This is a genomic window from Streptococcus cristatus (assembly GCF_003943465.1).
Classification (GTDB): Bacteria; Bacillota; Bacilli; order Lactobacillales; family Streptococcaceae; genus Streptococcus; species Streptococcus cristatus_C.
On sequence record NZ_RJPR01000046.1, the window covers coordinates 1 to 521 of the forward strand.

The following is a 521-nucleotide window of genomic DNA, read 5'->3' on the forward strand; positions in this document are numbered from 1 at the left end:
CAGATGAAGTCGTAACTTACAAGAAGGCTGATCAAAAAGCAACAGATGAAGTCGTAACTTACAAGAAGGCTGATCAAAAAGCAACCATCACCTTCGTAGATCAAGCTAAGAAAGAATTGGCGAAGATCTCAGAAGGCGGTAAGTCAGGCGAACCAATTAGCCGTGACCAATACCTTGCGAAGTTGAAAGAATTGACCAACCAAGGTTACAAGGTTGTGAACGATGAGTTCAAGGATCCACAAAACTTTGATGATGATGCAAGCAAGGACCAAAACTACACTGTTCAATTGGAAGAAGGCGTAGTACCATTCGATCCGAATAATCCGCCTAAACCAAACGATCCAATGGATCCTAAGAATCCAGAAGGACCTAAGTGGACAGATGATAAGATCAAGTCAGCTCAACAAGAAGCTGTGAAAGAATTGAGCCGTACGATCAAGTACGTATACGAAGATGGTAAAGAAGCAGCACCAAGCTTCACAGACAGCGCTAAATTCACGCGTATTCTGAAGATCAACGTC

The 521-nt window shown here is 42.8% G+C and carries 1 protein-coding gene; it reads left to right on the forward strand.

Going from position 1 to position 521, the window contains the following annotated elements; genetic code table 11:
- Positions 1-521 (forward strand): mucin-binding protein (locus D8793_RS12020; RefSeq protein WP_446677604.1); only part of this gene is annotated, 521 nt, incomplete at both ends.